Raw genomic sequence first — 25,624 nt, forward strand, 5'->3', positions numbered from 1 at the left:
CATTGGGCGGCATCTCGAAGCCGCGGAACTCGACGAGGCCGAGCCGGCCGGTCGGCCCGTCGGGCGAGAACAGCTTGTCGATGCAGATCTCCGAGCGATGCGTGTTGCCGGTGACGTCGACGAGCAGGTTGCGGAACAGCCGGTCGACCAGCCAGGGCAGCGGCGCGGCCCCCTCGCCCGGCATCGGCACCTGCGCCAACGCGATCTCCAGTTCGTACAGGCTGTCGTGGCGGGCCTCGTCGAAGCGCGGCGCCTGGCTGGTCGGGCCGATGAACAGGCCGGAGAACAGGTAGGACAGCGCCGGATGCCGCTGCCAGTAGAGCACCAGGCTCTTCAGCAAGTCGGGGCGGCGCAGGAACGGGCTGTCGTTCGGCGTGGCCCCGCCAACCACGACATGGTTGCCGCCGCCGGTGCCGGTGTGGCGGCCGTCGATCATGAATTTTTCCGCGCCGAGACGGCTCTGGCGGGCCTCCTCGTAGAGCGTCGTGGTGGTGGCGACGCAGTCGGCCCAGCTCTTGGCCGGATGGACGTTGACCTCGATGACGCCGGGGTCGGGAGCCACGCGGATGACGTTGAGGCGCGGATCGTGCGGCGGCGCATAGCCTTCGATATGGACGGGAAGCCCGGTGTCGCGCGCCGCCGCCTCCGCCGCCGCGACCAGTTCGAGATAATCCTCCAGGGATTCGACCGGCGGCATGAAGATGGTCAGGCGGCCGTCGCGCGGCTCGACCGAGATCGCGGTGCGCACCGCCCCGTCGATGCCGGAAAGCTGCTGCTCGACGATCTCCTGCCCGCCGGTCGCGGCCGTGAACGACGCCTCGATCTGGGCACGGCCGGGGGGGTCGCCGCCCGCCGGGGCGACAGCCGCCGGCGGTTGCGGATTGGGCGGCAGCGGTCCGCGCGGCACCGAGGGGTCGACCGGCACGACATAGGGGAATTGCGCGGGCGGGACATGGGGCAGAGTACCGAGCGGCAGGCGGTAGCCGACGGGCGAATCGCCCGGCACCAGGAACAGCCGGCCACGCCGCGTCTTCCACTTCTCCGAGCGCCATCGGCGCCCGTCGCTCGCCGCGGCGTTCCAGCGCTGGATCGGCAGCACGTAGCCGGAGGGCGCGGTCAGTCCGCGCTCGAAGACGCGCGCCATGCGGCTGCGCTCCTCCGGGTCGGCGAGCTTGGAGTTGGTCGGATCGAGATTGTCCGGCAGCTTCGCTTCCTTCAGCACCCACTCGGCCGGATCCTCATAGGCCTCGTCGACCATGCCGGCGTCGATGCCGAGCCCGATCGCCATCGCCTTGAGCAGCACCTCGGCGTCCTTGTGGCCGGCCTTTGGCGCGCCCTTCTCCGTCGCGATCAGGCTGGGATCGCGCCACACCGGCTCGCCGTCGGCGCGCCAGTAGAGCGAAAAGGTCCAGCGCGGCAGCGATTCGCCGGGATACCATTTGCCTTGGCCGTAGTGGAGAAAACCGCCCGGCGCGAATTTGTCGCGCAGTCGGCGGATCAGCACGTCGGCCTTCTGCCGCTTGGTCGGGCCGACGGCGGCGGTGTTCCACTCGGCCGATTCGAAGTCGTCGATCGACACGAAGGTCGGCTCGCCGCCCATGGTGAGGCGCACGTCCTGCTTGTCGAGCACCACGTCGACCTCGTTGCCGAGCCTCTCCAGCGCTTCCCAGGATTCGTCGGAGAAAGGTTTCGTGATGCGCGGATGCTCGGCGATGCGGGTCACCTGCATGTCGAAGTCGAAATCGACCTCGGCGAAGCTCGCCATGCCGGAAATGGGCGCGGCGTTGCGGTAATGCGGCGTGGCGGCGAGCGGCACGTGGCTTTCGCCGGTGAGCAGGCCGGACGTCGGGTCGAGGCCGATCCAGCCGGCGCCGGGCAGGTAGACCTCGCACCAGGCATGCAGGTCGGTGAAGTCGGCCGCGGTGCCGGGCGGGCCGTCGAGCGCGACGAGATCAGGCTTGAGCTGGATGAGGTAGCCGGAGACGAAGCGGGCGGCAAAGCCGAGGTTTCGCAGCACCTGCACCAGCAGCCAGCTCGAGTCGCGGCACGAGCCTTTTGCCAGCGCCAACGTCTCTTGCGGCGCCTGCACGCCGGGCTCCATGCGCACGATATAGGCGACCTCGCGCTGGATGCGGGCGTTGAGGTCGACGATGAAGGTGACGGTGTTCTGCGGCGAGCGGTCGATCGAGGCGAGAAAAGCGTCGAGCGCCTGCTCGGCCGGCTCGGGCTTACGGTAGATGGAAAGGTCCTCGGCGAGCTCTTCCGGATAGTCGAACGGCCAGGTTTCGGCGGAGGGTTCGACGAAGAAGTCGAACGGGTTGTAGACCGTCATGTCGGCGACGAGGTCGACCTCGATCTTCAACTCGCTGACCGGATCGGGGAAGACGTAGCGCGCCAGGAAGTTGCCGTAGGGGTCCTGCTGGACGTTGACGAAGTGGTTGGCCGGCGAAACCTTCAGCGAATGGCTCGGCACCTTGGTGCGCGAATGCGGGGCGGGCTTCAGCCGGACGACCTGCGGCGCGAGCACGACCGGCCGGTCGTATCGATAGTGGGTCAGATGATGGACGGCTGCCAGGATGGCCATGGGCTGCGCGAAAACCTTTCGCCGGGGTCGATTTCGCCACACTCCCACAAATCGGCAAGGCCCGCCAAGCGTTTATTGCAGTGCGAAAAGAAGAAGATCCGCCATGCTGTCAGGCGGCCGTCCTCAGCGTGGGTATGTTGCTGACGTCCACTTCCCGCTCGGCGTGCCAGGCATCGTAGGCAGCTTGCATCCTGAGCCAAACGGCGGCGCCATCACCGAACAGCTTGCCCAGCCGAGCAGCCACCTCCGGAGACACCGGCTTGCGCTCCCGGACGATGTCGTAGAGATGCTGCCGGGAAATCCCCAGCAGGCTGGCGATCTCCCCCTTCCTCCGACCGGTTGCGGGAATGATGTCATCAAGCAGCGCCCCCGGATGCGACGGGCACCGCTCGGTCGGCCGGCATACTTCGTAGAGGACCATCATATTCTCCATCACATCGGTGATCAGTGGTATTGCTCGAAATCGACCTTCGCGGCGTCGGTTCCGTCGAATTCGAATGTCATGCACTAGGGCCCGTTCACGTGAACGGTGTAGCGCGTCGGGTTGAAGCCGATCAAAGCGTGGTAGTCGAAACCCGGCAGGTTCATGTCTTCCGGGCGTGTCGCAGCATCCAGGCGGTCCAGCCGCTTGTGCATCCTGGCGTCGATCTTCGACGTTTTGCCACTCTCGAACAGGTCGGAGAGGCCCTTGTGTTTGAAGGACTTTATCATGGCGAATGTAAGCAGATCGCTTACGATTCATCAAGAGCATGCAAGCAAAAGCTGACATACAGACAGCGGCACTCCCAGTGCAGCGCGCGTCACGCCGCGTCGATCTCCGCCTGCAATGCCGTCATATGCGGCGCTGCGGCGGCCAGGGCGGCGCGCTCGATGGCGCGGAAGCGCGCCACCACGGCCAGGCCGACGGCGGTGAGCTGGGCGCCGCCGCCCTTCTTGCCGCCGGTCTGGGCGGCGACCACCGGCTTGCCGAACAGCACGTTCATCTCCTCGACCAGGTCCCAGGCATGCTTGTAGGACATGTCCATGCGCCGCGCCGCCGCGGAGATCGAGCCGAAGGCGGCGATGTGTTCCAGAAGCTCGATCTTGCCGGGGCCGATGCGTCCGTCGGGATCGAGATTGATGCGCAGGCTGAGCGAGGGCATCGCCTGCCTTACGTCACCTTGAAGCCCGAATCCACCGGCATGGACAGGCCGTTGACCATGGAGGCGCGGTCGGACAGCAGGAACAGGATGACCTCGGCCACCTCCTCCGGCTCGAGGAAGCGGCCGAGCGGCATGCGTGCCAGCATCGGCGCGGATTTTTCGGGGTCGCTCCACGCCTTCCTGGCCATGGCGGTCAGCGTGATCGCCGGGTTGACGCAATTGACGCGGATGCCTTTCGGGCCGAGCTCGTTGGCCATGACCCGGCTCATCGCGTCGAGCCCGCCTTTGGAAGCGCAATAGGCGGCGTGGTCGGCGAAGCCGGTGAAGGCGGACATGCTGGAGACGTTGACCACCGCCCCGCCCTTCCCGGCGGCGATGCGTGCCTTGGCGTATTCCTGCACGAAGATCAGCGGCGCGCGCGTGTTCACCGCCATCAGCTGGTCGAAGGATTCCACGGTGACGTCGAGAACCGATTCGAGAATGGTGAAGCCGGCGCAATTGACGAGAAAGTCGACCGGCTGCGCATCGCGCGCCGCCGCGCGCGCCGCCTCGGCGTCGGCGAGGTCCGCGGTTAACGTACGACATCCGATTTCGGCGCTAAGCGATTCCAGATCCTCGCGGCTGCGGCTTACGGCGACGACCGCGGCACCGCGCCGGGCGGCGAGTCTCGCCGTCGCCAGGCCGATGCCTTTGCCGGCCCCGGTGACCAGCACCGACTTGCCCGAAAATTCCGATTTTTCATCAACCATTTGCACGCGCTCCCGCGATCTTTGCCTGCAGAATGACCACGGCCAGCAGGAACAGGCCGCGGATGACCGATTGCCAGTAGGCCGAGAGCGATATCCAGCCCAGGCCGTTCTCGAAGTTGAGGATGTTGAACACCATGGCGAGCAGCAGCGCGCCGGCCAGCGTCGCGCCGATCGAGCCGACGCCGCCGGTGAGCAGCGTGCCGCCGACCACCACCGAGGCGATGGCGAACAATTCCCAGCCGACGCCTTCGGTCGGCTGGCCGGCGCCGAATTGCGCGGCGAGGATGACGCCGGCCATGCCGGCGCACAGGCCCGAGGTGATGTAGACGCCCATCAGCGTCTTCTCCACCTTGAGGCCCATCAGCTTGGCCGTCGCCTCGCCGTCGCCGATGGCGAGGACGCGCCGGCCGACCGGGTGCCGCTCCAGCGCGATCCAGCCGGCGATATAGAAGGCAAGCGCGATCCAGGCCGGAATCGGGAAGCCGAGGAAATCGCCCTGGCCGATCTCGGTGAAGCCGCTGTCGTAGGAGACGGAGACGGACTGGTTGCCGGCGAGCAGCAGGCCGGTACCATAGGCGGCGAGCATGGCTGCCAGCGTGGCTATGAAGGGCTGGATCTTCAGCCGGGTGATGACCACGCCGTTGATGATGCCGACCACCAGCCCGGCGGCGAGCCCGCCCGCGAGTCCGGCGGCCCAGTGGTAGGGCGAGAAGATCGCCGCCACCACGCTCGCCATCGCAGCGGTGCCGCCGACCGACAGGTCGATGCCGCCGGTCATGATCACCAGCGCCATGCCCAGCGCGATCAGCGCGAACATGGAGTTGTAGCGCAGGAAGCTGAGCGCGTTGTAGGACGACAGGAAGTTGTCGTAGCGCAGCGCCCCGAAGACGATGAGCGCGATCAGCGCCGCGATCACGCCGAGGCGGGCGAGCGCGATGGTCGAGCGCGGCGCCAAAGGGCCGAGGAAGGACAGGTAGGTGGTCATTGGCAGTCCTTGCCGGAATCGCGTCCCTTCGCACCCCCCTCTGTCCTGAGCTTGTCGAACGGGCCGGACATCTCCCCCGCAAGGGGGGAGATTGGCAGCTTCAAGCTCCCCGCCTCTCCTGCGACGCTGGCGATTGGCAAAAACCGGGCGGCCGGCGCAATCTCCCCCCTTGCGGGGGAGGTGTCCGGCCCGTTCGACAAGCGCAGGACAGAGGGGGGTGCGACGGGGCCGGACATCTCGGCAGGGCCATAAATCTGCATCAAACCTACCCCCGCTCCGCCCGCTGCTGGATGAACACCGCCGCCACGATCAGACCTGCCTTAACCACCAGCGCCGCGGCGTCCGGCACGCCGTTGGCGAGCAGCGTGTAGCGCACGAGCTGGATGACGCAGGCGCCGAGCAGCGTGCCCAGCACATATGCCCGCCCGCCGGTGAGCAGCGTGCCGCCGACCGCGACCGCCGCGATCGCATCGAGTTCCATGCCGAGCCCGACCAGATTGGCGTCGCTGGCGGAGTTGCGGGCGACCACGACCAACCCGGCGATGCCGGCCAGCGCGCCGCTGACGACATAGACCAGCCGCTTCACCCGCACCGCCGGGATGCCGGAGAGCCTGGCCGCCTTCTCGTTGCCGCCGACCGCGATGATCTGGCGGCCGAAGCCGGTGCGGCGGATGACGAAAGCGGCGAGCGCCACCACCACCGCCATGATGATCACCTGCGTCGGGATGCCGAACACGCGGCCGAGCGCGATGAACTGGAAGGCATCGTTCCTGAACACCTGCAAATTGCCGTTGGTCATCACCTGGGCGATGCCGCGCCCGGCGATGAACAGCACCAGCGTGGCCACGATCGGCTGGATCGACCAGCGGGTGATGAGAAAACCGTTGAACCAGCCGAGCGCGCCGGCGACGACCACCGGGACGATGAACGCCAGCGTGACCGCCAGCGCCGGGCTGGGGATCGGGTAGATGGTGCCGAGGAAAATCATCGGTGCCAGCGCGCCGGAGATCGCCATCAGCGAGCCGACCGACAGGTCGATGCCGCCGGTGGCGATCACCAGCGTCATGCCGACCGCCACGATGACGATGGTGGCGACCTGGGTGAGATTCACGTTGAGCGTCTGCCAGGAGAGAAAGTTGGGCGTGACCGCGACGTTGAAGGCGATCAGCGCCAGGAATGCGACCAGCGTGCCGTAGCGGCTGATCCAGATAAGCGAACTGCGCTTAGCGGGAGTCTGGGCGGGGGTGGCAGTGTCGAGGGTGGTCATGATGACGTACCCCTCGCTTTTTCTCTCCGTTTGCGGGGAGGAGGTGCCACGAAGGGCTGGACGAGGGGCGGCACCCACCCAGTCGGATGCAGCGCCCCCTCCACCACGCTACGCGTGGTCCCCCTCCCCCGTAAACGCAGGGCTGTCCGGGGAAAATTTTTGGGCAATGCAGACGAGTCCTCGGACACGGATTTGCAACCCAGGAAAATGCAAGCAGTGCGAGTGGTCGAAGGCTGGGTTTGCAACCGAAAACCGTTCCCCGGACAGCCCTGCCGTAAACGGGGGAGGATCCAGGGCGTGCCGGCGGCTCCGCCGCGGATCCTCCCCTGCGAAGCGGGGGAGGGGGACCACGCGTAGCGTGGTGGAGGGGGCATGTGCGATTGCCGTTCCCCGAAGGCGGTGAAGGAGGAATGCCGCATCGCCATCACGCCGCCTCGCCGTCCTGGTGCGCCATGGCCACCATCAGCCGCTCCTCGCTGAGCTCGGCGGCCGGGATGCGGGCCACCGAGCGGCCGTCGCTGAGTACTGTGACGTGGTCCGCGGCGGCGATCAGCTCCTCCAGCTCCGAGGAGATCATCAGCACGCTCAAGCCTTCGTCGGCAAGGCCGCGCAACAGCTTGAGAATCTCGGCCTTGGCGCCGACGTCGATGCCGCGCGTCGGCTCGTCGACGATCAGCAGCCGCGGGTTCATGCACAGCCAGCGGGCGAGCAGCACCTTCTGCTGGTTGCCGCCCGACAGCTCGCGGATCGGCTGCTCCGGCGAGGCGCATTTGACGCCGAGCGCCTTGATGTAGCGCTCGACGATCTCCTGCTGCCTTGCACGGTCGACGATGCCGGATTTCTGCAGGCGCGGCAGGATTGCTAGCGTCAGATTCTCGCGCACGCTCATCTCCGGCACGATGCCCTCGACCTTGCGGTCCTCCGAGACGAAACCGATGCCGTCGGCAATCGCGTCGGCCGGCTCGGTATATGCAGTCTGCCGGCCGCCGACCGACAGCGTGCCGCCGTCGCGCCGGTCGGCCGCATAGATCAGCCGCGCGGTCTCTGTGCGGCCGGAGCCGAGCAGGCCGGCCAGCCCGGCGATCTCGCCCTTGCCGATGGCGAGCGAGACGTCACGCACCCGCACGCCGGCCGACAGGTTTTTCGCTTCGACCAGCGTGGCGCCGTCGGCTTCCTCGCGGTTGCGCTGGGCCGCCGTGAAGGCGGTCAGCTCCTTGCCGAGCATGGTGCGCACCAGCTCGAGTTTCTTGATGTCCTTCATGGCGCTGACGGCTACCGTGCGGCCGTCGCGCATGACGGTGACGCGGTCGCAGATCGCATAGAGCTCGTCGAGGCGGTGGCTGATGAAGATGGTCGCCACGCCGTCGCGCTTCAGCGTGCGGACAGTCTCGAACAGCACCGCGACCTCGCGTTCGTCGAGCGAGGAAGTCGCCTCGTCCATGATCACGAGTTTGGCGTTCTGGGTGACGCCGCGGGCGATCGCCACCATCTGCCGGGTGGCGGCACCGAAATTTTCCAGCGGCCGCTCGACATCGATGTCGAGGTTGAAGCGCTTCAGCACCGCCCGCGCCTCCGCCCGCATTTTTCGACGGTCGACGAGACCAAAGGCGGTGCGCGGCTCGCGGGCGAGGAAGATGTTCTCCGCCACGGTGCGGTTCGGCGCCAGGTTGATCTCCTGGTAGATGGTAGCGATGCCGGCCGCCTGGCTGTCGGCGGTGGAGGAGAAATGCACCTCCCGCCCCTGGAAGGTGACGCTGCCGCCATCGCGCGGATAGGCGCCGGTGAGGATCTTGATCATGGTCGACTTGCCGGCGCCGTTCTGGCCGACCAGCGCCATCACCTCGCCCGGTTCAACCTCAAGCGAGGCGGCATTGAGAACGCGCACGCCTGAGAAGCTCTTGTCGATGGCCTTCATCGATAAAAGCATGCTTTCGGATTCCTCCCGTGAGCGATCTTGCCCGTGATGGGGCGGGGGTGCAACGGGCATCGCGGGTTGTCTGTCAACGCCAACCGCAGCGTTCGACGTTGCACCCTTTACACAAACAAAGCCGGCCGGCGCGCTCGCCGGCCGGCCTTGTCGAATGGCGATCAATAGGCGTTCGCCAATTCCGCCGCCGCATTGGACGGATCGTAGAATTTGTCGTCGTTCTTCACCCAGGCGTCGATCTTCTCGCCCTTGGCGTAGCGCGCCATGGTCTCGAAGGCCTTCGGTCCGAAGCGCGGGTTGCACTCCACCACCGCGTTGATCTTGCCGTCGACCACCGCCTGCACGGCCTCCTTGCCACCGTCGATGGACAGCACGATCACGTCGGTGCCGGGCTTCTTGCCGGCGGCCTCGAGCGCGGCGATGGCGCCCATCGCCATCTCGTCATTGTGGGCGTAGATGACGTCGGCGTCGGGATGCGCCTGCAGCAGCGCCTCGGCGACCTGGCGGCCCTTGTCGCGAGCGAAATCGCCGGACTGCGAGGCGAGCAGGGTGAACCCGCCGGCAGCGTTGATCGCCTCGTCAAAACCCTTCTTGCGGTCGTTGGCGGGCGAGGAGCCGGTGGTGCCTTCGAGCTGGATGATCTTGGTCTTGCCGCCATTGTTCTTGACCAGCCACTCGGCGATGCGCTTGCCCTCGTCGACGAAGTCGGAGCCGATGAAGGTGACGTAATCCTCGCCGGCCTTGGCGAGCGCCTGGTCGACATTGCGGTCGAGCAGGATGACCGGGATGCCGGCCTTCTTGGCGGCCATGACGGCGGGGATAAGCGGCTTCTCCTCGCGCGGAGCGAGGAAGATCAGGTCGACGCCCTGGGCGATCATCGAATTGACGTCGGCAACCTGCTTGGCGGCCGAGCCGGCGGCGTCGGTGTAGACGAGCTGATAGCCGAGCTTGCCGGCCTCGTCCTGCATCGACTTGGTCTGGGCGATGCGCCAGGGATTGTTCGATTCGGTCTGGGCGAAGCCGACCTTGTATTTGTCCTTGGCGGGCAGCGGCGGCAGGTCGGCGAGCGCCAGGCCGCCGGTCACCGCAACGGCGCCGATGGCGCCCGCGGAAAGCAGCAGGGTACGACGGGTCAGAAGTTTCATGGAATCTCCTCCTTGGATTTCGGCTTCTCCCGGGCCGATGGAAGCAATTGCCTGCTTCACATACGGAAATCTTGCGCTAATAATATTAGCAGTCAAGCGGAAAAGTATGACTTGACGGACTCTTGACCGCACGCCCGGCCAGCGCCGGATGCGCATAAAAACCGTCAGGCAGGGATGGAACCGATGGCCGAGGGCGAAGGCAGCGGCAACGCGCGGTCGGACCGCGGGCGCGGCAGGCCCACCATGACCGACGTGGCGCGCATCGCCGGCGTGTCGCAGTCGAGCGTGTCGCTGGTGCTGAACGAGATGACCGGCGCACGCATCTCGGCCGAGACGCAGAGCCGAGTGTTCGAGGCGGCGCGGCAGATCGGCTACGCGCTGCCGGCGATCCGGCGCGAGGGCGCCAACGGGGCGGAGCGGCGCACTATCGCCTACCTGGTCGACGAGATCTCCACCAGCCCGCATCCGGTGGTCAATCTCGACGGCGCCCGCGACTACGCCTTCGAACAGGATTTCCTGGTGGCCGCCCATGTGACGCGCTCCAACCCGGAGCTGGAGGAGGCGACGATCGCAGCCATCAAGCGCGATCGCTCAGTGATCGGCGTCATCTATTCGACCATCTTCACCCGCCGCGTCACCTTGCCGAAAGCGCTGGAGGACGTGCCGACTGTGCTGCTCAACTGCTATGCCGAGCCGCGCAAGCATATCTCCATCCTGCCGGGCGAGGTGGTCGGCGGCTTCACAGCGACGGCGCATCTGACGGCGCTCGGCCACCGCCGCATCGGCTTCATCAACGGCGAACCCTGGATGGACGCCTCGCAGGACCGGCTCAAGGGCTACCGCCAGGCGCTGGCCACGGTCGACGTCGCCTATGACGAGGCGCTGGTGCGGCACGGCGACTGGCTGCCGCTGACCGGCTACCACCACGCCTTCGACCTGCTGGCGCTGGAGAACCCACCGACAGCGATCTTCTGCGGCAACGATTTGATGGCGATCGGCGTCATGGAGGCGCTGAGCGAGCGCGGGCTGAGGGTGCCCGACGACATCTCGGTGATGGGCTATGACGACCAGGAGCTGGCGCGCTACACCCACCCGCCGCTGTCGACGCTGGTGCTGCCCAACTACGAGATGGGCCAGCGCGCCGCCGAGGCGCTGCTCGATATCACCGTGCACGGCAAGCCGATGCGGCCGATCACCATCAAGATCGACGGTCCGCTGGTGCCTCGGGCGTCGACGGGGGCGGTGCCGGAAACTGTCCGGGCGGGTGGTCGGCGGTCCTGAGCTTCGCCGGTCTGGATTGCTGCCAAGCCCCTCTCCGTCTCGGGCTTCGCCCTCGACACCTCTCCCCACTTCGTGGGGCGAGGAACCCGGGCTGGAGAGGCGCCGCATCGCGGCAGTGGTTCCTCGCCCCGCGAAAGCGGGGAGAGGTGTCGAGGGCGAAGCCCGAGACGGAGAGGGGCTTGGCAGCCGAGCTAAACCCGCTCCCGCTGCCCCGTCTGCGCTGCCCTGAGCAGCGCATCGATCAGCCGGTGCACCTTCAGCGCCTCGCGGCCGCCGACTTTCGGCTCGCGATCCTCATCGATGGCGTCGAGGAAGTCGGAAAGCCCCGCCCGGTGGTGGTGATGCGGAAAGGCCATCGGGTCGGCCCCTGCCCCGCCGCCGAGCGCACCGTCCTCTTCCGAAAACGCGGAGCCGTCGTGGAAGGTGGCGGAGAGCTTCGTGCCTTCGATGCGCGCGGTGCCGTTCGTGCCGATCAGTTCGATGGAATCCGGCAAGCCGGGATAGGCGGTGGTAGTGGCGTGGATGGTGCCGAGCGCACCGTCGGCGAAGCGCATGGCGCCGGCGACGAGATCCTCGGTCTCCATGCGATGAACCGGCGTGGTCGTGGCAAAGGCCGAGACTTCCGCGGGCATGCCCGCCAACGAGATCAGGAGGTCGAGCGTGTGGATGCCCTGGGTCAACAGCACGCCGCCGCCGTCGCGCGCCCGGGTGCCGCGGCCGGGCTGGTCGTAATAGCTCTGCGGCCGCCAGTTGGCGAGCTTTGCCGAAGCGCTCACCAGATCGCCGAGACGGCCCTGGGCGATGAGGTCCGACAGTGCCAGGCTGACCGGCCGGAAGCGGTGCTGCAGCACGACGCCGAGCTTTATGCCGGCCTGCTCGGCGATCGCCACCAAGCGCTCGGCGCGGCCGAGGGAAATTTCCAGCGGCTTTTCCAGAAGCACGTGCTTGCCGGCAGCGGCGGCACGCTCAACCAGGTCGAGATGGGTGTTGGGCGGCGCAAGTATCATCACCGCATCGATCGCGGCGTCGGAAAAGATGCCGTCGAGGTCGTCGGTGACGGGAAAACCCCAGGCTTCGGCAAAGGCTTTGCGCCGCGCCTCGGTCGGGCTGTAGGCGGCCGCCACCGCGACGCGGTCCTCGAGGTCGCGCAGGCTTTTCGCATGCGGCCCCGACGCCATGCCGAGGCCGATGACGGCGATCCGCTTCACCGCGGCCAGCTTTCCGCGGGAAGGCTCTCCAGCGTGCGCATGATGCCGCGCAGCTCGGCCAGCCCCTTGAGGCGGCCGATGCAGGAATAGCCGGGATTCACCTTCTTGCCGATGTCGTCGACGATGGCGTGGCCATGGTCGGGCCGCATCGGGATCTGCCAGTCGGCGCGGCCCTCCGCCTGCCGCCGACGTTCTTCCGCCATCAGCGCGGCGACCACCCGCACCATATCGGTGTCGCCCTCCAGATGCTCGGCCTCGTGGAAGGAGAAGTCGCCTTCCTTGGTGACGTTGCGCAGATGCGTGAAATGGATGTCGGGCCCGAATTCCCCGGCCATGGCAACCAGGTCGTTCTCCGGATTGGCGCCGTATGAGCCCGTGCACAGCGTGATGCCGTTGGACGGCGATTTTGCCGCCGCGATCAGCGCGCGGGCATCGGCCGCCTTCGAGACGACGCGCGGCAGGCCGAAGATCGGGAACGGCGGATCGTCCGGGTGGATCGCCATCCTGACGCCCGCCTCCTCCGCCACCGGCACGATCTCGCGCAGGAACGCGAACAGGTTTTCGCGAAAACCTTCGAGCGAGATGTCGCGGTAGATGTCCAGCGCCCGGCGAAAACTCTCGCGATCGAAGATGAACTCGCGCGCCGGCACCCAGCCGATCAGGTTCTGCTCGAGCTTTGCAAGCTGGCTCTCGCTCATGCCGGCGAGGCGCTGGCGCGCCGCCTCGATGCGTGCCGGCGGATGCTCGGCTTCGGCGCCGCGGCGCTTCAGCACCAGCACGTCATAGGCGCAGAACTCGACCATGTCGAAGCGCAGCGCCGTGCCGCCGTGCCACATCGGATAATCGAGGTCGGTGCGGGTCCAGTCGGTGATGGCCATGAAATTGTAGCAGACCACCTTGATGCCAGCCGCGGCGACGGCGCGGATCGACGCCTTGTAGTTGTCGAGCAACTCGCGATAGCGGCCGGTGCGAGTCTTGATGTCCTCATGCACGACGATGCTCTCGACGACCGACCATTCCAGCCCCGCCGCCTCGATCTCGGCCTTGCGTTTGAGTATCTCGTCGGCCGGCCAGGCGCGGCCGTCGTTGAGATGGTGCAGCGCGCTGACGATGCCGGTCGCGCCGGCCTGCCGCACATGCGGGAGCTTCACAGTGTCGTCCGGCCCGAACCACCGCCAGGTCTGCTTCATGTCATGCTCCTTCCCGCGCGGCGGCCGCCATGGCCTCGCCCGCGCCCTTGTCGATGATCGTCTTCAAATGCCCCGCCGCAAGCGCCCGCAAGGGCTCATCGCCGGCGAGACCGGCCGCCGCGAAGACCTCCGCGACCAGCGCTTCCGGCGCGTTTGTTCGCGCGAAAATCGCAGTGAGAGTCGAATCGAGCGGATCGGAAAAATGCGCGACAGATAGCGAGCGCCCGCGCTCACGGCAGCAGGCGATCCAGGCCGCGACCACCAGCATCAGTTGAGACGCCGGCGCGCCGTCGGCGAGCCGCGCCCGTGCGGTGGACAGGATGCGCTGCGGCAGCTTCTGGCTGCCGTCCATGGCGATCTGCCCGGTGCGATGCTTCAGCGCCGGATTGGCGAAGCGCTCGGCAAGTGCAGCCGTGTAGGCTCGTGGCTCCAGCCCGGCATCTTTCGGCAGGGTCGGCATCGCCTCGCCCCAAAGCCGGTCGACGAAGTTTCTGATACGCGGGTCGGCGAAGGCGGCCGACACCGTCTCGTGGCCGGTGAGCAGGCCGAGATAGGCGATGGCCGAATGCGCGCCGTTGAGCAGCCGCAGCTTCATCTCCTCGAAAGGCCGCACATCGCTCACCATGGTGACGCCGCATTCCTCCCAGCGCGGCCGGCCGGCCGAAAAATTCTCCTCCACCACCCATTGCATGAACGGCTCGGTCATCACCGGCCAGGCGTCCTCGACCCCGAGCGCGGCGGAGACGCGGTCGCGGTCGGCGTCGGTAGTGGCCGGCACGATGCGGTCGACCATAGTGGACGGACAGGCCACCTCGTCACGGATGAAGCGGGCGAGATCGCCGCCCTTCAGCCCGGCGAACTGCAGCAGCAGTTTCTGCACCGTCTCGCCGTTCGCCGGGAGATTGTCGCAGCACAGCACGGTGAACGGCGCCGTGCCGGCCCGGCGCCGCCCGGCGAGCGCGCCGGCGAGGAAGCCGAAGACGCTGCGCGGGCGATCCGGATTCTGCAGATCCCACTGGATGTCCGCCTGGCTCGCGTCGAGATCGCCGCCGGCGCCGCGCAGATAGGCCTTCTCCGTCACCGTCAGCGTGACGATGCGGGTGCGCGGGTCGGTCAGGCGGGCCAGCACCGCCGAAGGGTCTTCCGGCGCCACCAGCAGCGAGGTCAGCGCGCCGATAACGCGCAGCTCCTCGCCGGCGCCGCTGCGCGTGGCCACTGTGTAAAGGCCGTCCTGGGCAGCCAGCGCGTCGCGCGTGTCGGGGCTGCGCAGCGACACGCCGGCGATCGCCCAGCCGGACTCGCCGGCGGTCAGCCGGTCGTCGACATAGACGGCCTGGTGGGCGCGGTGGAACGCGCCAACGCCGAGGTGGACGATACCTTCGATGGTTTCGGAGCGGTTGTAGGCGGGCGTGGCAGCACCATGGATCGCACCAAGCGTAGCATTGCCGAGCCGGACGTTCGATCCCATCCCTCTCCTCCTCTTCGAAGCCCCCTCTCCTATAGACGACGCTGCCAACGTGCAACCGAACTCATCATACAACTACACAATTTTTGTATGTTGACATGATGAGTTCTCCATTCTAGCCATTGACGGCCGAAGAGGAGCGGCACGGTTGGCATGCAATCCCTGATCGATCCCGACCTGTTGTTCCCGCCGGAGCCGGGCGTCCGCTCGGTCGCCCGCTCGCTCTATGCGACGGTCAAGGACCTGCCGATCGTCAGTCCGCATGGTCATACCGATCCGCGCTGGTATGCGCTGAACGAGCCGTTTCCGGACCCCGCACAGCTTTTGATCGTGCCGGACCACTACATCTTCCGCATGCTGTTCAGCCAGGGCATCCCGCTGGAGAGTCTTGGCGTTCCGCGTCTCGACGGCGCCCCGGTGGAAACCGACGGCCGCGCCATCTGGCGGCTGTTCGCGCAGAATTATCGTCTCTTCCGCGGCACGCCGACCAGGCTGTGGATGGACTACGTGCTTTCCGAGCTGTTTGGCATCGAGGCGCCGCTCTCCGCCGGGACGGCAGACGCGACCTATGACGCCGTTGCCGAGAAGCTCGCCGAGGACGCCTGTCGCCCGCGTGCCCTGTTCAGCCGCTTCAACATCGAGGTGATCGCCACCACCGAAGGCGCGCTGGACGACCTGCGCTGGCACCAGATCATACAGGAGAGCGGCTGGAGCGGCCGCGTCGTCACCGCCTACCGTCCCGACGCCATCGTCGATCCCGACTTCGAGGGTTTTTCCGACAATCTCGACCGGCTGGCCGAGATCACCGGCGCCGACACCGGAACCTGGAAGGGCTATCTCGACGCGCACCGGCTGCGCCGCGCCTTCTTCAAGTCCTACGGGGCGACGTCCAGCGACCACGGCCATCCGACGGCCGATACCGCGAACCTCTCCGATGCGGCGGCCGACGAGCTATTCAACCGCATCCGGGCCGGCTCGACCGACGAGCGCGAGAAGCGGCTGTTCCGCGCCCAGATGCTCACCGAAATGGCGAAGATGAGCCTCGACGACGGGCTGGTTCTGCAGATCCATCCCGGCTCGTGGCGCAACCATTCGGCTGCCATGATGGCGCGCTTCGGCCGCGACAAGGGGTTCGATATCCCGACCCACACCGATTATGTCGCAGCGCTCAGGCCGCTGCTCGACGCGGTCGGGCTGGAGCCCAACCTGACCGTCATCGCCTTCACGCTGGACGAGACCAGCTATGCGCGCGAGCTGGCGCCGCTGGCCGGCGTCTATCCGGCGCTGCGGCTCGGGCCTGCCTGGTGGTTCCACGACAGCCCGGAAGGCATGCGCCGCTTCCGCGAGATGACGACGGAGACGGCGGGTTTCTACAACGCCGTCGGCTTCAACGACGACACCCGCGCCTTTCCGTCGATTCCGGCGCGGCACGACATCGCGCGCCGGGTCGACTGCGCCTTCCTGGCGCGGCTCGTGTGCGAGCACAGGCTGCGCGAGGACGAGGCCTACGAACTGGCGACAGAGCTTGCCCATACGCTGGCGAAGAAGGCGTATCGGCTTTAGGCGGGGCGGTTTTCGCCTCGGACAACGGGAGGAGAACAATGCTGCATTTCTCGAAACTTGCGGCGGCAGCGACGCTTGCCGCATCCTTGATGGCCGGATCGGCCGGCGCACAAACTGTGCTGAAATCGTCGGACACGCATCCGGACGGTTACCCCACCGTCGAGGCCGTCGAGTATTTCGGCGAGCTGGTGAAGGAGCGCACCGGCGGCCGCTACGCCGTCGAGGTCTACCATTCCGCCCAACTCGGCGAGGAGAAGGACACGATCGAGCAGGTTCGCTCGGGCGTGATCGAGCTGAACCGCGTGTCGATGGCGCCGTTCAACGGCACGGTAAAGGAATCGATCGTGCCGGCGCTGCCCTACATCTTCCGCTCCGAGGAGCACATGCACAAGGTGATGGACGGTGCGGTCGGCGACCAGATCAAGACGGCGTTCGAGGGTGCCGGGCTGGTGGCGCTGGCCTTCTACGACGCCGGCTCGCGGTCCTTCTACAACAAGACCAAGCCGATCAACTCGGTCGCCGACATGGCCGGCCTGAAGTTCCGCGTCATCCAGTCGGACATCTTCGTCGACATGGTCGCCGCACTCGGCGCCAACGCCACGCCGATGCCCTATGGCGAGGTCTACTCGTCGATCGAGACCGGCGTCATCGACGGCGCGGAGAACAATTTTCCGAGCTACGACACCGCCAAGCATTTCGAGGTGGCGAAGCACTATTCGCTCGACCAGCACACCATCCTTCCGGAGGTGTTCGTCATGAACAAGGCGGCCTTCGACAAGCTGACGCCTGAGGACCAGGCGATCTTCAAGCAGGCCGCCACGGACAGCGTCGCCAAGCAGCGCGAGCTGTGGGCCGCCAAGGATGCGGAATCGCGCAAGAAGGTCGAGGCTGCCGGCGCGCAGATCACCACGCCGGACAAGCAGGGCTTCATCGACGCCATGAAGCCCGTCTACGAGAAGCACGTCACCGACGATGTGCTGAAGAAGATGGTCGCCGACGTTCAGGCGGTGCAGTGAGCGGACGTTGGGCGGGCAGGTCTCCTGCCCGCCCGGTTCGACCGGTTATGGAACGGTCAAGTGCGATGGAGTTCGAGGTGCGAACTGGCCGTGCCATACCGCTGGTGACGTCTGCCGGCAGGGCGGAAGGTCCATCGGACCGCGTTGAATGCATCCGTGAACCCGGCCGCTGTCAGGTAAACAGAGCCGCGGAAGACCGATCGCCCGGCCGCATCGAGAGACTGCAATGACATCGTCCGAAGCCACATCCCCCTTGGCCCGTCTCGGTCGCGTCCTCGCCGCCTTGAGCACCCTGTCGCTCTGGCTGGCCGGCATCGGCCTGGTCGCGATGACGGCGATGGTCGCCTGGCAGGTGTTCTGCCGCTACGTGCTCAACGACTCGCCGAGCTGGACCGAGCCCGGCGCCGTCATGCTGATGAGCTGGTTCATCTTCCTGGGCGCTGCCGTCGGCGTGCGCGAAAATTATCATCTCGGCTTCGACGTGCTGCTCTACGCGCTGGCGAAGGGCGGCAAGAAGTGGCTGAGGATGATCTCCGACGTGGTCGCCTTCGCCTTCGGGGCCGGCATGGTCTGGTACGGGTCGGAACTGGTCGGCCTCACCTGGAACACGGTGCTGCCGTCGCTGCGCATTTCCGGCGGCTGGGACTACGTGCCACTGGTCGCCGGCGGGGTGCTGATCTGCCTGTTCGCGCTGGAGCGCATCGTGCTCAGGCTCGCCGGCGAGCCGATCGACGACGTCCTCGACGAGCTGCCGCCGGCGGAAGTGGCGGCCGAACTCGACACAGCCAATGTGAAGGCCTGACACCATGGAAATGCTGATCCTGTTCGGCACCTTCACGCTGCTGATGCTGATCGGCACGCCGATCGCCTTCTGCCTCGGCGTCGCCAGCTTCGCCACCGTGCTCTACCTGGGCCTGCCGCCACTGGTGGTGTTCCAGCGGCTGAACTCCGGCATGAGCGTGTTCTCGCTGCTCGCCATCCCCTTCTTCATCTATGCCGGCGACCTGATGGTGCGCGGCGGCATCGCCCAGAAAATCGTCGCCTTCGCCGCCTCGCTGGTCGGCCACATCCGCGGCGGGCTGGGCCAGGTCAACATCGTCACGGCCACGCTGTTCGGCGGCATCTCCGGCTCGGCCGTGGCAGAGGCGGCGGCGGTCGGCGGGCTGATGATCCCGCAGATGAAGCAGCGCGGCTACGGCGCCGACTATGCCGTCAACGTGACCTCGATGGCGGCGCTGATCGCGCTGCTGCTGCCGCCCTCCCACAACATGATCATCTATTCGATCTCGGCGGGCGGTAAGATCTCGATCGCCGACCTGTTCACCGCCGGCATCCTGCCCGGCTTGCTTTATGCGGCGGCGCTGATGATCACCGCCTATTTCGTGGCGCGCTGCCGCGGCTATCCGGTCGAGGCGTTTCCGGGATTTGCGGCCGTCGGCCGCTTTCTCCTGATCGCCACGCCCGGCCTGCTGTTGATCGCGATCATCTTCGGCGGCGTGCGCTCCGGCGTCTTCACCGCCACCGAAAGCTCCTGCATCGCCGTGCTCTATGCGCTGCTGGTCACCCTCTTCGTCTACCGCAGCATGAGCTGGAGCGATTTCGTCCATGCCACCCATTGCGCGGTGCGCACTACCGCCATGGTGCTCCTGATCATCGGCATGGCCGCCGCCTTCTCCTGGCTGATGGCCTTCCTGAGGGTGCCGGCGGCCCTGATCGCCTCGATGAACGCGGTGTCGGAGAACCCGCTCGTCATCCTGCTGCTGATCAACGTGCTGATGCTGTTCCTCGGCACCTTCATGGACATGGGGCCGACCATCATCATCTGCACGCCGATCTTCCTGCCGGTGGCGATGGCCTACGGTGTCGACCCCGTGCATTTCGGCGTCATCATGATCCTTAATTTCGGCATCGGGCTGAATACACCGCCGGTGGGAGCCGTCCAGTTCGTCGCCTGCGCGGTGGGAAAGATATCGGTGTGGGAGGCGATGCGCTCGATCTGGCCGTTCTACTTGGCCGGGCTGGTGGTGCTGGGACTGGTCACCTACGTGCCGGCGATCTCGCTGTGGCTTCCCGGCGTGTTCAAGTAGGGGATGGCGATGGACCTGTCGCCCGAGATGCGGATCGAGCGGAAGCCGAAGCTGTCGGAGCGCGTGGTCTCGGCGCTGCGCACCCAGGTGCTGGCGGGCGAGATCCCGGTCGGCCACAAGCTGCCGACCGAGACGCAGCTGACGGAAGCCTTCGGCGTCAGCCGCACGGTGATCCGCGAGGCGATCGCCACGCTGGCCGCCGACGGGCTGGTCGAACCGCGCCAGGGTGCCGGCGTGTTCGTGCGCGAGCGGCCGGCGCCATCGCCCGGCCCCTTCAGCCTCGACATCGGCAACAAGATCTCGCACGCGCTGAACGTGCTGGAAGTGCGGCTCGGCATCGAGATCGAGAGCGCGGCGCTCGCCTCGATCCGCAGGAACAATGCCCAACTCGCCGAGATCCAGGAGGCGTTCTTCGAGTTCGACCGGTTGCTGGAGCTGGGCGAGGCCACCGGCAGGACCGACTTCGCCTTCCACCGGGCGATCGCGGCGGCCACCAACAACCCCTTCTATGTCGACGTGCTGGAAGCGCTCGGCACGCGCGCCATCCCCTGCGACGTCAGTTCGCCCTGGGGCACCGATTCGACGCTGACGCGCGACTACCAGGAAGGGCTGCAGCAGGAGCACCTGGCAATTCTCAAGGCGATCTCGGACGGCGATCCGGATGCGGCGCGGGCCGCCATGCGCACCCACCTTTCCGCCAGCCAGCAGCGCTACCGCCGCCGGCTTCACGACCAGCAGGCCGACTACGGCTCGGGCCGGACCACGCCGTGACGCCGCGGCAGGATTTCCTCGGGGACAGACGATGACCGAAAGCCACATCCGCACCAGCATCCGCCATGCGATCGACCCGGCCGCGGCAAGCCGCATGGGCACGGAGGAATTGCGATCCAACTTCCATGTCGGCGGGCTGTTCGAGCCGGGCCGCATCAATCTTACCTACACCCACTATGACCGCATGGTCGTCGGCGGCGCCATGCCGGCCGGCACGCCGCTTCTCCTGGAAGCCATCAAGCCGACCGGGACAAAAAGTTTCCTGGAGCGCCGCGAGCTGATCGCCGTCAACATCGGAGGCGTCGGCACAGCCGAGGTCGACGGGACCCGGCACCGGCTGGAGACACGCGACATGCTCTATGCCGGTATGGGCAGCTCGGTGTCCTTCGCCTCGGACGACCCGCAGCGGCCGGCGAAATTCTACCTGCTCAGCGCGCCGGCGCATCAGGCCCACCCTACCCGGCTGATCCGCATCGGCGACGCAAAGCGCCTCGACCTCGGCAGCAAGGCAAGCGCCAACGAGCGGTCGATCTTCCAGTTCATCCATGCCGAGGGCGCTAAGACCTGCCAGCTCGTGGTCGGCATGACCCAGCTCGCGGAGGGTTCGGTCTGGAACACCATGCCGGCGCATGTGCACGACCGGCGCATGGAGGCTTATCTCTATTTCGGCCTCGCCGAGACGGCGCGGGTCTTCCACTTCATGGGCGAGCCGGCCGAGACACGGCATGTCGTGATGGCCAATGAGGAGGCCGTGCTGTCGCCGGTCTGGTCGATCCATTCCGGCTGCGGCACCTCGAACTACACCTTCATCTGGGCCATGGCCGGCGACAACGTCGATTATACCGACGTCGATCCGGTGTCGCTGGAAACGATGCGGTGACGGATTCTTCCGCCTTCAGCCTTGCCGGCAAGCGGATCATGGTGACCGGCGCCAACACCGGTATCGGCCAGGGCATCTGCGTCTCGGGGGCGCGAGCCGGCGGCGCGGTGATCGGCGTCGGCCGCTCGTCGATGGAGGAGACGGCGGCGCTGGTGGCGGAGGCCGGTGGGCACTTCGACGCTGTCCGATACGATCTCGCCGACACCGCCGGCGTGCAGGAGATGCTCGACCGGGTCTGGCAGAAAAGCGGGCCGCTCGACGGGCTGGTCAACAATGCAGGCATCATCCGCCGCGCCGACGCGGTCGAGCTCAGTCTCGCCGACTGGGACGAGGTGATGGATATCAACCTGAAGACCACTTTCCTGCTCTGCCAGGCTTTTGGCAGGCAAGTGCTCGGCGCCGGGCGGCAGGGCCGCATCGTCAACATTGCCTCCTTGCTCTCCTTCCAGGGAGGCATCCGCGTCGCCTCCTACACGGCCTCCAAGCACGGCGTCGCCGGGCTGACGAAGCTGCTCGCGTGCGAATGGGCAGGCAAGGGCATAAACGTCAACAGCGTCGCACCCGGCTACATCGTCACCAACAACACGGAAGCCTTGCGCAACGACCCCGACCGCAGCGCCGCCATCCTCGGCCGCATCCCGGCCGGGCGGTGGGGCGAGGCGGCCGATATCGGCGACGCCGCCGTGTTCCTGCTGGCGCCGGCGTCGAAATACATGCACGGCGCCGTGGTGCCGGTGGATGGCGGCTGGCTGGCGCGCTAGCGCTTGGCCGGCCGAACCCAGGGAGACTGTCGATGACCGGACAAGAACTGTTCGCATACGGTACGCAAGGCGACTGGACTGCCACGCCCGACGGCAACCGCCGCCGCGTATTGCTGCATACCGACGAGTTGATGCTGGTCGAGTTCGCCTTCGACAAGGGCGGCGTCGGCGTGCTGCATTCGCACCCGCATGTACAGGCGAGCTATGTCGCCGCGGGGCGCTTCGAGGTGACGGTCGGCGACCACACCGCGGTGCTGTCGGCCGGCGACAGCTTTATCGCGCCGTCCAATGTGACGCACGGCGTGAAGGCGCTGGAAGCCGGGCGGCTGGTCGATTCCTTCACACCGCATCGGGCGGATTTTTTGGGCAAGAGCTGATCTCGTCGCTCCGTCCAACCCTTCACCCCATCAGCGCCATCTTGCGCCTGGCCCCGCCCGCCTTGCGCCAGGCATTGAAGCGGTGGGTGGCGGCGGCGAAGGAGATCTTCATGGCGCGCGCCACCGAATAGCGGCTCTGGCCTTCGTCGAACATCCGGTAGCAGCATTCGACGCCCTCGGGCGTCAGCTTGCCATCCGCCGCCTTGTTGTGCGGATTGGCCGGGTCGAAGACTTCGGGCGGCACTTCCAGCATCGCCTTCAGGCGCTGCAGATCCGCCTCGATCGAGGCGATCAGATCGAGCACGGGTTTGGTGTCGAGCGGCTTCCTGTCCGGCATCGGGTTTCCTTTCGTTAGGCAAAGCTTCGTCAATATAGGTGATGGTTTGCCTATAGGAAGGGGCGCTGCTCCGTGACGTGCAGTCCTTGACCATGCTTGCCTGGCCTCCTAGTTTAGAATCATTCTAAACTTATGGAAGTATCTCATGTTTTCCCGTGTCTTCGGCTTCGGCCGCCGCTCCTTCGATTCCTTGAGCGAGCAGGAGGTGCTGGCGCTAGCCATCTCGTCGGAGGAGGATGACGGCCGCATCTACCGCGCTTATGCCGACGGGCTGCGCGACGACTATCCGCATTCGGCCGCCGTGTTCGACGAGATGGCTGACGAGGAGGAGCGCCATCGCGCGGCGCTGATCGAACTGCACCGCGCCCGCTTCGGCGAGCGCATCCCGCTGATCCGGCGCGAGCATGTCAGCGGCTATTATCATCGCACGCCGGACTGGCTGGTGCGGCCGCTGGGGCTGGAGAAGGTTCGCGTCCAGGCCGAGGCGATGGAGCAGGCGGCGCAGCGCTTCTACGCGGAGGCGGCCAAGCGCAGCGCCGACGCCGGCACAAGAAAGCTGCTTGGCGATCTGGCGGCGGCGGAAAAGAGCCACGAATCGCTCGCCCGCCGTCTTGGCGCCGCCCACCTGCCGGAGGACGTGCGCGCGCAGGAACAGGACGATGAGCGTCGGAAATTCATCCTGACCTATGTGCAACCGGGCCTCGCCGGCCTCATGGACGGCTCCGTGTCGACGCTGGCGCCGATCTTCGCCGCCGCCTTCGCCACCGGCGACACGTGGCAGACGTTCCTCGTCGGGCTGTCGGCGTCGGTCGGCGCCGGCATCTCCATGGGCTTCACCGAGGCCGCCCACGACGACGGAAAGCTGTCCGGGCGTGGCCCGCCCCTGGCGCGTGGGCTGTCTTCGGGCATCATGACGGCGGTCGGTGGACTGGGCCACGCCCTGCCCTATCTGATCCCGCATTTCTGGACGGCCACCGCGATCGCCGCGGCCGTCGTCTTCGTCGAACTGTGGGCGATCGCCTTCATCCAGAACCGTTTCATGGAGACGCCGCTCCTGCGCGCCGCCTTCCAGGTGGTGCTGGGCGGCGCGCTGGTGTTCGGCGCCGGCGTGCTGATCGGCAATGCCTAGAACTATCCATGAGCCTGCCGGCTGTCGGCCGGCGCCTCGGCACGGTCGTCGAGGCCGTAGTCGCGCAGCACATGGGCAATGCGCAGCCGGTAGTCCGCAAAGACGCCGCCGCGCCCGGCAGCCTGCGCGAGGCGATGGCGGTCCGTGTTGCGCCAGGCCTTCACCGCGTCCTCGTCGCGCCAGAAGGAAAGCGACAGCAGCTTTCCCGGCGTGGCAAGGCTCTCGAAACGCTCGACCGAGATGAACCCGTCGATCCCCTGCAGAGCCGGCTTGAGATCGGCGGCAAGGTCGAGATAAGCGTCGCGACGGCCGGCGCTCGGCTCGACTTCGAAGATGACCGCGATCATGGCTCCAGCCTTTTGCCGTGCGGCGCCGAAGCGAGCTTCAGGAAGATGCGGTCCTCACGCAGGATGAAGCGCTCCCGGCGGGTGAACTCATAGTTCTCCCGGCCCAACGGATCGGCCGCCAGTCGGGCGCGATAGGCCTCATAGGCGGCGAGGCTTTCGATAGTGTAGACACCGTAGGCGGTCGTGGCCGAACCCTCATGCGGCGTGAAGTAGCCGATGAGATCAGCGCCGCAGCGCGGGATCGCCTGCCCCCAGTTGCGGGCATACTGCTCGAACGCCTCCTTCCGGAACGGGTCGATCTCGTAGCGGATGAAACAGGTTATGGCCATGGAAGCCCTCCTTTTTTGGGAAAACTGCTGTGCCGGCACTTCGACCGGCATCGAACTGTTCGGCAGGCCAACATGTTAGCCTGCCGTTCCGCTCAGCGCTTGGTGCGCCAGAAGGGAACCGCGCTTTCGGTCAGCGCCTGCTTGCGGCTCATGCCGATGTCGGCGAGCAGGCGGTCGTCAAGCTCGGCGAGGTCGCGGCGCTGACAATAGCGGTCGTACCAAGCAGCAAGCATCGCGACGGCCGAGCAGATCGGGCCGCGGAAGGGGCCGGCCGCGGGGTTGGCAAAGGAAGTGGCAGGATGTGTCGGCATCGTCGTCTCCAGTCTGGGATGCCTTCAGACTAGCGATTGCCTGACGAAGATGCTTCGACTAGGGTCGAACCATGCGTGAAGGGCCTGACATAGCCAGAATTGCCAGCCTGGTCGGCGATCCGGCACGGGCCAACATGCTGAGCGCGCTTATGGACGGCGGCGCCCTGACGGCCAGCGAGCTGGCGCTGGAGGCCGGCGTCGGCCTGCCGACGGCGAGCTCGCATCTGGCGAAACTCGGCGAAGGCGGGTTGCTCTCGCAGTCGAGCCAGGGCCGCCACCACTATTTCCGCCTCGCCAGCCCGCAGGTGGCCGCCATGCTGGAAGCCATCATGGGCGTTGCCGAGGCGGCCGGGCCGAAACGCGCCCGCCCCGGTCCGCGCGACGCCTCGATGCGCGAGGCGCGCGTCTGCTACGATCATCTGGCGGGAGAGCACGCCGTCGCCATGCTGGACGGCTTTTTCGCGCGCGGCATTCTCGATCAGGGAAAGGATGGCGTCGTCATGGGCAAGGCGGGCCCGTCCTTCTTTGCGGCCGCGGGGATCGACCTCTCCACCCTGCCCGGCAAGCGCCGGCCGGTCTGCCGGGCCTGCCTCGACTGGAGCGTGCGGCGTTCTCACCTTGCCGGTTCGCTCGGCGCCGCCATCCTCGACCGCATTCTCGAGCAGAAATGGGCGCGGCGGGACGCTCAGAGCCGTGCCATCCGCTTCACGCCGCCGGGACGCCGGGCTTTCGAGAGAACGTTTCTGGCGTAAAAAGGCCGGCGCCTCCCGGCG

At 66.9% G+C, this 25,624-nt stretch carries 26 protein-coding genes and 1 pseudogene; 11 read left to right on the forward strand and 16 right to left on the reverse strand.

The window, feature by feature from the left end:
* The 9 genes and pseudogenes from AC5JDC_RS00835 to AC5JDC_RS00875 all read right to left on the reverse strand — a co-directional run.
* On the reverse strand, positions 1-2,584 hold a 2,584-nt coding region (locus tag AC5JDC_RS00835; protein WP_495838250.1), incomplete at its 3' end, for a transglutaminase family protein.
* 109 nt (positions 2,585-2,693) lie between these two features.
* Positions 2,694-3,005 carry a HigA family addiction module antitoxin gene (locus AC5JDC_RS00840; RefSeq protein WP_106770984.1) on the reverse strand — a complete coding sequence of 104 codons (312 nt, stop codon included), beginning with the start codon at positions 3,003-3,005 and terminating at the stop codon, positions 2,694-2,696.
* A gap of 23 nt (positions 3,006-3,028) precedes the next feature.
* Positions 3,029-3,295, reverse strand: a pseudogene (locus AC5JDC_RS00845) (type II toxin-antitoxin system RelE/ParE family toxin).
* A gap of 89 nt (positions 3,296-3,384) precedes the next feature.
* Positions 3,385-3,726, reverse strand: a complete 342-nt coding sequence (locus AC5JDC_RS00850) for a winged helix-turn-helix domain-containing protein (RefSeq protein ID WP_106770845.1) — start codon at positions 3,724-3,726, stop codon at positions 3,385-3,387.
* Between the two features lie 8 nt (positions 3,727-3,734).
* Complete coding sequence (locus AC5JDC_RS00855) at positions 3,735-4,475, reverse strand: SDR family oxidoreductase (protein WP_106770844.1); 741 nt, start codon at positions 4,473-4,475, stop codon at positions 3,735-3,737.
* Positions 4,468-5,460 (reverse strand): ABC transporter permease, encoded by a 993-nt coding sequence (locus AC5JDC_RS00860; RefSeq protein WP_106770843.1) that lies wholly within the window; start codon positions 5,458-5,460, stop codon positions 4,468-4,470. Before AC5JDC_RS00860 ends, AC5JDC_RS00855 begins: the two co-directional genes overlap by 8 nt.
* A gap of 265 nt (positions 5,461-5,725) precedes the next feature.
* Positions 5,726-6,727: an ABC transporter permease gene (locus AC5JDC_RS00865; RefSeq protein WP_495838255.1), complete on the reverse strand. Its 1,002-nt coding sequence runs from the start codon at positions 6,725-6,727 to the stop codon at positions 5,726-5,728.
* Positions 6,728-7,151: 424 nt separating this feature from the next.
* On the reverse strand, positions 7,152-8,654 hold the full coding sequence (locus AC5JDC_RS00870) for a sugar ABC transporter ATP-binding protein (protein WP_495838257.1): 1,503 nt from the start codon (positions 8,652-8,654) through the stop codon (positions 7,152-7,154).
* 161 nt (positions 8,655-8,815) lie between these two features.
* Positions 8,816-9,799 (reverse strand): ABC transporter substrate-binding protein, encoded by a 984-nt coding sequence (locus AC5JDC_RS00875; protein ID WP_495838259.1) that lies wholly within the window; start codon positions 9,797-9,799, stop codon positions 8,816-8,818.
* Between the two features lie 183 nt (positions 9,800-9,982).
* On the opposite strand from AC5JDC_RS00875, the gene AC5JDC_RS00880 reads away from it, so the two are divergent.
* A complete protein-coding gene (locus AC5JDC_RS00880; RefSeq protein ID WP_495838261.1) occupies positions 9,983-11,080 on the forward strand; it encodes a LacI family DNA-binding transcriptional regulator in 1,098 nt (365 codons plus the stop codon).
* Positions 11,081-11,271: 191 nt separating this feature from the next.
* Here the strand turns inward: AC5JDC_RS00880 and AC5JDC_RS00885 are convergent, their stop codons facing one another.
* The 3 genes from AC5JDC_RS00885 to AC5JDC_RS00895 are packed head-to-tail and all read right to left on the reverse strand — an operon-like array spanning position 11,272 to position 14,946.
* Entirely contained in the window at positions 11,272-12,288 is a 1,017-nt protein-coding gene (locus AC5JDC_RS00885) for a Gfo/Idh/MocA family protein (protein ID WP_495838263.1), read from the reverse strand.
* Positions 12,285-13,478: a mannonate dehydratase gene (gene uxuA / locus AC5JDC_RS00890; RefSeq protein ID WP_495838265.1), complete on the reverse strand. Its 1,194-nt coding sequence runs from the start codon at positions 13,476-13,478 to the stop codon at positions 12,285-12,287. The genes AC5JDC_RS00885 and uxuA overlap by 4 nt, the downstream gene beginning before the upstream one ends.
* 1 nt (position 13,479) lies before the next feature.
* Positions 13,480-14,946: a mannitol dehydrogenase family protein gene (locus tag AC5JDC_RS00895; protein ID WP_495838267.1), complete on the reverse strand. Its 1,467-nt coding sequence runs from the start codon at positions 14,944-14,946 to the stop codon at positions 13,480-13,482.
* 150 nt (positions 14,947-15,096) lie between these two features.
* Here AC5JDC_RS00895 and uxaC point away from each other — a divergent pair, with 150 nt between their 5' ends.
* The 8 genes from uxaC (at position 15,097) to AC5JDC_RS00935 (ending at position 22,398) form a co-directional block, all read left to right on the forward strand.
* Entirely contained in the window at positions 15,097-16,506 is a 1,410-nt protein-coding gene (uxaC, locus tag AC5JDC_RS00900; RefSeq protein ID WP_495838269.1) for a glucuronate isomerase, read from the forward strand.
* A 38-nt stretch (positions 16,507-16,544) separates the two neighbouring features.
* Positions 16,545-17,522 (forward strand): TRAP transporter substrate-binding protein, encoded by a 978-nt coding sequence (locus AC5JDC_RS00905; RefSeq protein ID WP_495838271.1) that lies wholly within the window; start codon positions 16,545-16,547, stop codon positions 17,520-17,522.
* Between the two features lie 226 nt (positions 17,523-17,748).
* A complete protein-coding gene (locus AC5JDC_RS00910) occupies positions 17,749-18,324 on the forward strand; it encodes a TRAP transporter small permease (RefSeq protein WP_495838273.1) in 576 nt (191 codons plus the stop codon).
* Positions 18,325-18,328: 4 nt separating this feature from the next.
* Positions 18,329-19,609, forward strand: coding sequence for a TRAP transporter large permease (locus AC5JDC_RS00915; protein ID WP_495838275.1), 1,281 nt, complete (start codon positions 18,329-18,331; stop codon positions 19,607-19,609).
* Positions 19,610-19,618: 9 nt separating this feature from the next.
* Positions 19,619-20,380 carry a FadR/GntR family transcriptional regulator gene (locus tag AC5JDC_RS00920; RefSeq protein ID WP_495838277.1) on the forward strand — a complete coding sequence of 254 codons (762 nt, stop codon included), beginning with the start codon at positions 19,619-19,621 and terminating at the stop codon, positions 20,378-20,380.
* A 31-nt stretch (positions 20,381-20,411) separates the two neighbouring features.
* On the forward strand, positions 20,412-21,260 hold the full coding sequence (gene kduI / locus AC5JDC_RS00925; RefSeq protein WP_495838279.1) for a 5-dehydro-4-deoxy-D-glucuronate isomerase: 849 nt from the start codon (positions 20,412-20,414) through the stop codon (positions 21,258-21,260).
* Positions 21,257-22,021 (forward strand): 2-dehydro-3-deoxy-D-gluconate 5-dehydrogenase KduD, encoded by a 765-nt coding sequence (kduD, locus tag AC5JDC_RS00930; protein ID WP_495838281.1) that lies wholly within the window; start codon positions 21,257-21,259, stop codon positions 22,019-22,021. Before kduI ends, kduD begins: the two co-directional genes overlap by 4 nt.
* 32 nt (positions 22,022-22,053) lie before the next feature.
* Positions 22,054-22,398: a cupin domain-containing protein gene (locus tag AC5JDC_RS00935; protein WP_495838283.1), complete on the forward strand. Its 345-nt coding sequence runs from the start codon at positions 22,054-22,056 to the stop codon at positions 22,396-22,398.
* A gap of 22 nt (positions 22,399-22,420) precedes the next feature.
* Here AC5JDC_RS00935 and AC5JDC_RS00940 read toward each other — a convergent pair whose 3' ends face one another.
* Complete coding sequence (locus tag AC5JDC_RS00940; protein WP_495838285.1) at positions 22,421-22,735, reverse strand: hypothetical protein; 315 nt, start codon at positions 22,733-22,735, stop codon at positions 22,421-22,423.
* A 145-nt stretch (positions 22,736-22,880) separates the two neighbouring features.
* Between AC5JDC_RS00940 and mbfA the strand changes: the two genes are divergently transcribed.
* A complete protein-coding gene (gene mbfA, locus AC5JDC_RS00945; protein WP_495838287.1) occupies positions 22,881-23,864 on the forward strand; it encodes an iron exporter MbfA in 984 nt (327 codons plus the stop codon).
* A 2-nt stretch (positions 23,865-23,866) separates the two neighbouring features.
* Here the strand turns inward: mbfA and AC5JDC_RS00950 are convergent, their stop codons facing one another.
* The 3 genes from AC5JDC_RS00950 to AC5JDC_RS00960 form a co-directional block, all read right to left on the reverse strand.
* Positions 23,867-24,211, reverse strand: coding sequence for an antibiotic biosynthesis monooxygenase family protein (locus AC5JDC_RS00950; protein WP_495838289.1), 345 nt, complete (start codon positions 24,209-24,211; stop codon positions 23,867-23,869).
* A complete protein-coding gene (locus AC5JDC_RS00955; RefSeq protein WP_495838291.1) occupies positions 24,208-24,540 on the reverse strand; it encodes an NIPSNAP family protein in 333 nt (110 codons plus the stop codon). Before AC5JDC_RS00955 ends, AC5JDC_RS00950 begins: the two co-directional genes overlap by 4 nt.
* Positions 24,541-24,632: 92 nt before the next feature.
* Positions 24,633-24,851: a DUF1127 domain-containing protein gene (locus AC5JDC_RS00960; protein ID WP_165815974.1), complete on the reverse strand. Its 219-nt coding sequence runs from the start codon at positions 24,849-24,851 to the stop codon at positions 24,633-24,635.
* A gap of 71 nt (positions 24,852-24,922) precedes the next feature.
* On the opposite strand from AC5JDC_RS00960, the gene AC5JDC_RS00965 reads away from it, so the two are divergent.
* Positions 24,923-25,603 (forward strand): ArsR/SmtB family transcription factor, encoded by a 681-nt coding sequence (locus tag AC5JDC_RS00965; RefSeq protein WP_495838294.1) that lies wholly within the window; start codon positions 24,923-24,925, stop codon positions 25,601-25,603.
* Positions 25,604-25,624 lie beyond the last annotated feature (21 nt).

The organism is Kumtagia sp. (assembly GCF_059502445.1).